Genomic DNA, 6401 nt, shown 5'->3' on the forward strand with positions numbered 1-6401 from the left:
GCGTAGATGAGGATGTGCCGGCCCCGTTCCAGCGCCTCCTGGGCGAGCACGACGGCCCGGCCGGCGCGGGGGTCGCCGCGGTGGACGGGGATGTGCCCCTCACTGGCCAGGGCGCGGCCGAGCACGGGGACGCGCCAGAGCCCGGCGGCCGCCAGGACGACGGGCCGGGCGCCGAGCAGCCGCAGGGCCGCCAGGACGATCGCGGGGTCCGCGAGCGAGGTGTGGTTGGCGGCGATGATGCCGGCCGGGGGCAGGGTGGCGTCCGCTTCGGTGCTGAGCGTCAACCGCCCGAAGAAGGGCACCAGTTGACTGGCGAGGCGGCTGAGCATGGGCATCTCCGGTTCGCTCGGGCGGAGTTCCATCGTTCCGCTCCGGACGGCCGGCCGGCTGAGCGGCGGTACTCATCCCCTCTGGGTATCCGGACGGCTCCGCCGACCGCACGTCACGACCGTACGGCGTCCGCGATCGCCGTGGTCACCAGTTTGCCGATCGCCTCCGCGCCCGGCGGCCCGGAGTCACGGTCCGCGAACAGCAGGTGCCCGCCCCCGACGAGGGTGAGCGTGAGGGCGTCGATGTCCGCGTCGGCCGACACCCGGCCCCGTGCGCGCTCCTCCGTGAGGTAGCCGGAGACGGCGGTCGTGATCTGGGCGAGGATCGCGATGCCGCCCCCGGGTGTCGCCTCCCTGAGGCGGGTGCGCAGCTCGTCCCGGAAGGTGATGAGCGGGATGATCGCGACCGGCACCGGTCCGAAGAGGGCGGTCAGCGCGCCGGTGAGATTGCCGGCCACGGTGCCGGTTCCGGCGCTCTCGCCCAGCGTTCGCGCCCGCGCGTCGAGATCCGCGGCCCGGTCGAGCACGAGCGCGGTGAGGAAGGCGTCGAAGTCGGCGAAGTGGCGGTGCAGGACACCCTTGGCGCAGCCCGCCTCGTCGGTGACGGCCCTGCTGGTCAGGCCGTTCGGACCGTCCCGCAGCAGGACGCGCTCGGCGGCGTCGAACAGCTGCTGCCGGGCGTCGCGAAGGTGCACTCCGGTCGGCACGTACCCACTCCTCACGTCGTCCGCGCCCCTGCCACACCTTGGCATGTGGGCGCTTGCCCACTAAGGTGAACGCATGCCCATTCTACCCCGTGAGCCGCAGCCCCATCACGCCCGCCGGACCGCCGAGTCCTTCGGCACCGACGCACGGCGTTACGACGAGGCCCGTCCCGCCTACCCCGAGGACCTGGTGGCCCGCGTCGTCGCCGGGAGCCCCGGGCCGGACGTGCTCGACGTCGGCTGCGGTACCGGCATCGCGGCCCGTCAGTTCCGGGCGGCCGGCTGCGCGGTGCTCGGTGTCGAACCGGATGCCCGGATGGCCGACCTGGCCCGCGCGCACGACGTGCGCGTCGAGGTGGCGACCTTCGAGGCGTGGGACCCGGCGGGCCGGACGTTCGACGCGGTGACCGCCGCCCAGTCGTGGCACTGGGTGGACCCGGCGGTGGGCGCCGGGAAGGCGGCCCGGGTGCTGCGGCCGGGCGGGCGCCTGGCGGTCTTCGGGCACGTCTTCGAGCCGCCCGCCGAGGTGGCGGAGCCGTTCGCCGAGGCCTTCAGGCGGGTGGCCCCCGACTCGCCGTTCAGCGGCGAGCCGGCCCGGCGCCCGCTGGAGGCGTACCGGGCGGGGTACGCCAAGACCGCCGAACGGATCCGCGCGACCGGGGAGTTCCACGAACCGGAGCAGTGGCGGTTCGACTGGGAGCGCCCCTACACCCGGGACCAGTGGCTGGACCTGCTCCCGACGACCGGCGGCCTCACCCGGCTCGGCCCCGACCGGCTGAGGGAGATCCTGACAGCGGTGGGCGATGCCATCGACGCGCTGGGCGGCCGGTTCACCATGCGGTACGTCACCCTGGCGACGAGCGCCGTGCGCGTCGGCTAGCCCACCAGGTCCGGGGCGCGCAGCATCTCGTCCGGGATGCCCCAGGCGTCCACCAGGTCGACCGCGAGCGGCCGGACCTTGCGGCAGAGGTCGTTCACCTCGCGGCTGATCGCCTTGGAGCGCTGGACGGTCAGCCGGCCGTGCTCCATGAACCAGGCCCGGTCCGCCTCGATGGCCGAGAGGGCGAAGAGGTCGCACAGCAGGCGCAGCGCCTCCTTGTTGCCGCCCTCGGGCAGGGCGCGCACCTGGTCCGTGAACGCTTCGAGGACGAGCCGTTCGACGTGCGCGCGGGCGACGGCGATGACGTGGTCCTGGACCCGGGAGAACACGGCGCCGGGGTCCTCGTGCTCGTCCATTCCGCGCTTGAGCCTGCGGGCGAGCCCGGCGAGCATGTGCTCCTCGCGGAAGCGGACCATGGCGAGCTGGTACTCCGGGTCGAGCAGCCCGGCCTCGCGGTCCCACTCGTCGCCGCCCGGCAGCAGGTCCCGCACCCGTTCGAGCAGCTTGTGGGCGGAGGTCTTCTCCAGGACCGCCTCGACGGCGAGCCCGGCGACGTGGCGGACCGTGCCGAGCTGGTCCAGGTCCTCGAACTCGCTCGCGTAATGGGTGAGCAGGCCCTTGGCCACGAGCTGGAGCAGGACGTGGTTGTCGCCCTCGAACGTGGTGAAGATGTCGCTGTCGGCCTTGAGCGCGGCGAACCGGTTGACGCTGAGGTAGCCGGCGCCGCCGCACGCCTCGCGGCACTCCTGGACGACCCGGGTGGCGTGCCAGGTGGCGAGCGCCTTGGTGCCGGCGGCCCGGGACTCCAGGAGGCGCCGGGCCCGCGCGTCGTCCCGGATGCCGGAGAAGACGTCGTGCAACTGGCTCCGTACGGCGTCCTGGGCGAAGTGCAGTGCGTACGTACGGGCGAGGAGCGGCAGCAGGCGGCGCTGGTGCAGTCCGTAGTCGAGGAGCAGCTGCTCGTCCGTGTCCGGGGCGGCCGCGAACTGCCGCCGTCGCACGGCGTACTTGGTGGCGATCGCGAGGGCCACCTTGGCCGCGCCGACCCCGGCACCGGCGACGCTGACCCGGCCCTGCACCAGGGTGCCGAGCATGGTGAAGAACCGCCGCCCGGGGTTCTCGATCGGGCTCTCGTAGACGCCCTCGGCGGTGACGTCGGCGAACCGGTTGAGCAGCGCCTCGCGCTTCACGCGCACCCCGTCGAACCGGATGCGGCCGTTGTCGACGCCGTTGAGGCCCATCTTGCGCCCGTCGTCCTCGATCCGGACGCCGGGCACCACCTCGCCGTCCTGCCGGATCCGTACGACGAAGGCGTGCACTCCCTCGGCCTTCCCGCCGACCTCCAACTGGGCGAAGACGACGGCGAGTTCCGCATGGCGGGCGGCGTTGCCGATGTAGTCCTTGCACGCCTCGTCATCCGGGGTGGTCAGGACGAACTCCTGGGAGCCGGGGTCGTACCGCGCCACCGTCCCGAGTGACTGCACGTCGGAGCCGTGGCCGGTCTCGGTCATCGCGAAGCACCCCATCAGGCGCCCGGTGATCAGGTCCGGCAGATGGGCCCGGTGGTGACGCTCGGTGCCGAGCTGCAGAATCGCCCCGCCGAAGAGCCCGAACTGCACCCCCACCTTCACCAGCACGGACAGGTCCCCGAAGGCAAGCGTCTCGAACGCCGCGATGGACGCCCCGACGTCACCGCCCCCGCCGTACTCCTGCGGAAACCCCATCCCCGTCTGCCCGGTGGCGGCCATCTCCACCACGATCTCCCGCACCCGCTCGCGATACGCGTCAAAGCCGAGCTCCTCGGCCTCCTCCAGCACCGAGGCGTACGCCACCAGATTGCTCCGGACGAGATCGCGGATACCGGCGTAGTTCCCGTCGAGCACCCGGGTCAGCCCCGGTACGTCGACCTCGGGCTGTACGTAACCGGCGGCGGGCGTGTTCTCAGTGTCCATGCAGCTTCGCTACCCCGCCCCGGCACGGTCAAGCGACCGTCATGGCGGACCGCCCCGGTGACACGGGAACGCCGCCGGGCCGGAGGCGGCCGAAGCCGTCCCGGCCCGGCGGCGTCCGCCGGGTCGTGCCGTTCGCTCAGTGGCCGACCATCGCGGTCGGGTCCGCCGCCTTCACCTTCCTGCGCGGCAGCAGCAGCGCGGGGATCAGGCACACGGCGATGAGGATGGCCGCCACCAGGAACACCGAGGCGAACGCGTCGCCCATCTGGTCCTTGATGCCGTCCGGGGTCCTCGCGGTGATGTCCTTGAGGCCGTTGGTGAGGAGCACCGAGAACAGGGCGGTGCCGATCGAGGCGGCGACCTGCTGGACGATGTTCATCAGCGTCGAGCCACGGGCGACCGTGTGCTCCCTCAGGGTGGCCAGCGCCGACGCCATGATCGGCATCATGGCGGCACCCATGCCGAGGCCCATGACGAAGAGCGCGACGATGATGTATGTGTAGGACGTGTCGGCGGCGAGCTGCGTGAACATGCCCATGCCGACGGTGATGACCGCGATGCCGGTCATGACGATCTTGCCGGGGCCGATGCGGTCGGCGAGCATGCCGGCGATCGGCATGGTGATCATCGCGCCGATGCCCTGCGGGGCGAGCAGAACGCCCGAGTCGAGCGCCGACTCCCCGCGCACCTGCTGGAAGTAGAGCGGGAACAGCAGGCTGGCGCCGAAGAACGCCATCGCGAACAGCGACATGGCGATCACGGCGACGCTCAGGTCACGGTTCTGGAAGAGCCGCAGATCGATCAGCGGGTGGACGTTGGCCGGCCGCAGCGCCCAGGGCACGAAGGCGGCGACGAGCACCAGACCGATGATCGCGGGGACCAGGACCTTGGTGGCCCAGACGGTGCCGGTCTCCGGGATGGAGGAGACGCCGTACAGGAAGCACGCGAGGCCGGGCGAGAGGAGCAGCACGCCCACCCAGTCGAAGGTCTCGGACGGCTCCACATTGTCCTTGGGCAGCACCATCGCCGCGTACACGAGCGCGATCGCGCCGATCGGCAGGTTGATCAGGAAGATCCAGTGCCAGGTGGCTATGTCGATCAGCCAACCGCCGAGGATGGGGCCGAAGATGGGGCCGAGGAGCATGGGGATGCCGAGTACGGCCATCACCCGGCCGACCCGCTCGGGACCGGCCGCACGCGTCAGGATCGTCATGCCGAGCGGCATCAGCATCCCGCCGCCCAGACCCTGGACCACCCGGAACGCGACCAGCATCTCCAGGGAGTTGGCCGCGGCGCACAGCGCCGAACCGGCCGCGAACAACGCGACCGCGAGCAGGTAGAGACGTTTTGTCCCGAACCTGTCGGCCGCCCATCCGGTGAGCGGGATGACGCTCGCCAGGGCCAGCGTGTAACCGGTCATCGTCCAGGCGACCTGGGCCGAGGTCGCGTGGAACTCCTTCTGGAAGGTCTGCAGTCCGACCGAGACCACGGTGATGTCAAGGATCGACATGATCCCGCCGAGCACGACCACACCGGCTACGAGGAGGACCTTGCTGTCCAGCTTGTCGCCAGAGCTGCCCCCTCCCCCGGGAGGGCTCGACTCGATTTTTTGCGACGTGGTCATTACTCACCTTTCGGAGAAAGCGCGGAGCCGCCCGGGGCCCGCTTGATCTGTCCACCCCCCGTGCCTCCGGCTGGCGGCGACGGCGTGCGCTCCGGCGGGCATGGATTCGGAATCCGGCCTTCCGCCGGAAGGCCGGAGATCCGCCGAGACGCGGTCCACGACGGACGACTCACCGGGCGGGATACATGCGATCCGTTGTGGAACATGAATGTACCAGCGCCGGTAGGCCAGTATCGTTTTGATTGATGACAAGAAACGTGCACCTGCGCGATCGCGTTGCGATCGCGATCCTCGACGCCGCAGCGATGCTGCTCGCCCGCCGGGGCGAGAGCGTCAGCATGGCGGACGTCGCGGCGGCAGCCGGCGTGGGCCGCACCACTCTCTACCGCCACTTCCCCAGCCGTGAGACCTTGCTGGACGCGCTGTCACAGGAAGCGTGCGCCGAGTTGATCGGCAAGCTGGCGGACGCCGGCCTGGACCGCGTCGCCGTGCCCGAGGGAGTGGCACGGGTGAGCCGGATCGCGATGGGCCAGGCCGCCAAGTACCAGGCGCTGATGCGCATCCACGGCAAACCCGCCGTGCCCGACGAGACCGCCCGCCGGCTCATGGCGCCCCTCACCGCGCTGTTCGTCCGCGGATCGGCCGACGGCACGTGGCGCACGGACCTCGGCCCCGACACGCTGCTCGACCTCTACAGCGCGCTCCTGCAAGGCGCGCTGGGCCAGGCGCTGCACGCCAAGCTGGGCGTGGAGCCCGCTGCCGCCGCCGTCACGTCGGTCTTCATGCACGGCGCGGGCACCCGGCGGCCGGTGAGCGACGGCCTGGTGAACAGCCCCTCCGCCGCGGGCTTCTGAGGCGCGCGGGCCACCCGCGCCGGTGGCCGGGGCGCACCCACCGGCACCGCCGCCCGCG

Annotated in this window: 6 protein-coding genes; 2 read left to right on the forward strand and 4 right to left on the reverse strand. The window is 71.8% G+C overall.

Going from position 1 to position 6401, the window contains the following annotated elements; translation table 11 throughout:
• Together G3I41_RS01795 and G3I41_RS01800 are read right to left on the reverse strand one after the other, a co-directional pair.
• Positions 1-329, reverse strand: a 329-nt coding sequence (locus tag G3I41_RS01795; RefSeq protein ID WP_164398534.1) for a lysophospholipid acyltransferase family protein, incomplete at its 3' end; no start/stop codon positions are given.
• A gap of 113 nt (positions 330-442) precedes the next feature.
• The gene (locus tag G3I41_RS01800) at positions 443-1036 is read right to left on the reverse strand and encodes a TetR/AcrR family transcriptional regulator (protein WP_164398530.1); all 594 of its coding nucleotides are present in this window, start codon (positions 1034-1036) and stop codon (positions 443-445) included.
• A 73-nt stretch (positions 1037-1109) separates the two neighbouring features.
• Here G3I41_RS01800 and G3I41_RS01805 point away from each other — a divergent pair, with 73 nt between their 5' ends.
• A complete protein-coding gene (locus G3I41_RS01805; RefSeq protein WP_164398531.1) occupies positions 1110-1913 on the forward strand; it encodes a class I SAM-dependent methyltransferase in 804 nt (267 codons plus the stop codon).
• Here G3I41_RS01805 and G3I41_RS01810 read toward each other — a convergent pair.
• Positions 1910-3865 carry an acyl-CoA dehydrogenase gene (locus tag G3I41_RS01810; RefSeq protein ID WP_164398532.1) on the reverse strand — a complete coding sequence of 652 codons (1956 nt, stop codon included), beginning with the start codon at positions 3863-3865 and terminating at the stop codon, positions 1910-1912. The genes G3I41_RS01805 and G3I41_RS01810 overlap by 4 nt on opposite strands.
• A 136-nt stretch (positions 3866-4001) precedes the next feature.
• Positions 4002-5489 carry a DHA2 family efflux MFS transporter permease subunit gene (locus G3I41_RS01815; RefSeq protein WP_164398533.1) on the reverse strand — a complete coding sequence of 496 codons (1488 nt, stop codon included), beginning with the start codon at positions 5487-5489 and terminating at the stop codon, positions 4002-4004.
• A 245-nt stretch (positions 5490-5734) separates the two neighbouring features.
• On the opposite strand from G3I41_RS01815, the gene G3I41_RS01820 reads away from it, so the two are divergent.
• Positions 5735-6343, forward strand: coding sequence for a TetR/AcrR family transcriptional regulator (locus G3I41_RS01820; RefSeq protein WP_203600015.1), 609 nt, complete (start codon positions 5735-5737; stop codon positions 6341-6343).
• Positions 6344-6401: the final 58 nt, after the last annotated feature.

It is taken from the genome of Streptomyces sp. SID9727 (assembly GCF_010550605.1).
Taxonomy (GTDB): Bacteria; Actinomycetota; Actinomycetes; order Streptomycetales; family Streptomycetaceae; genus Streptomyces.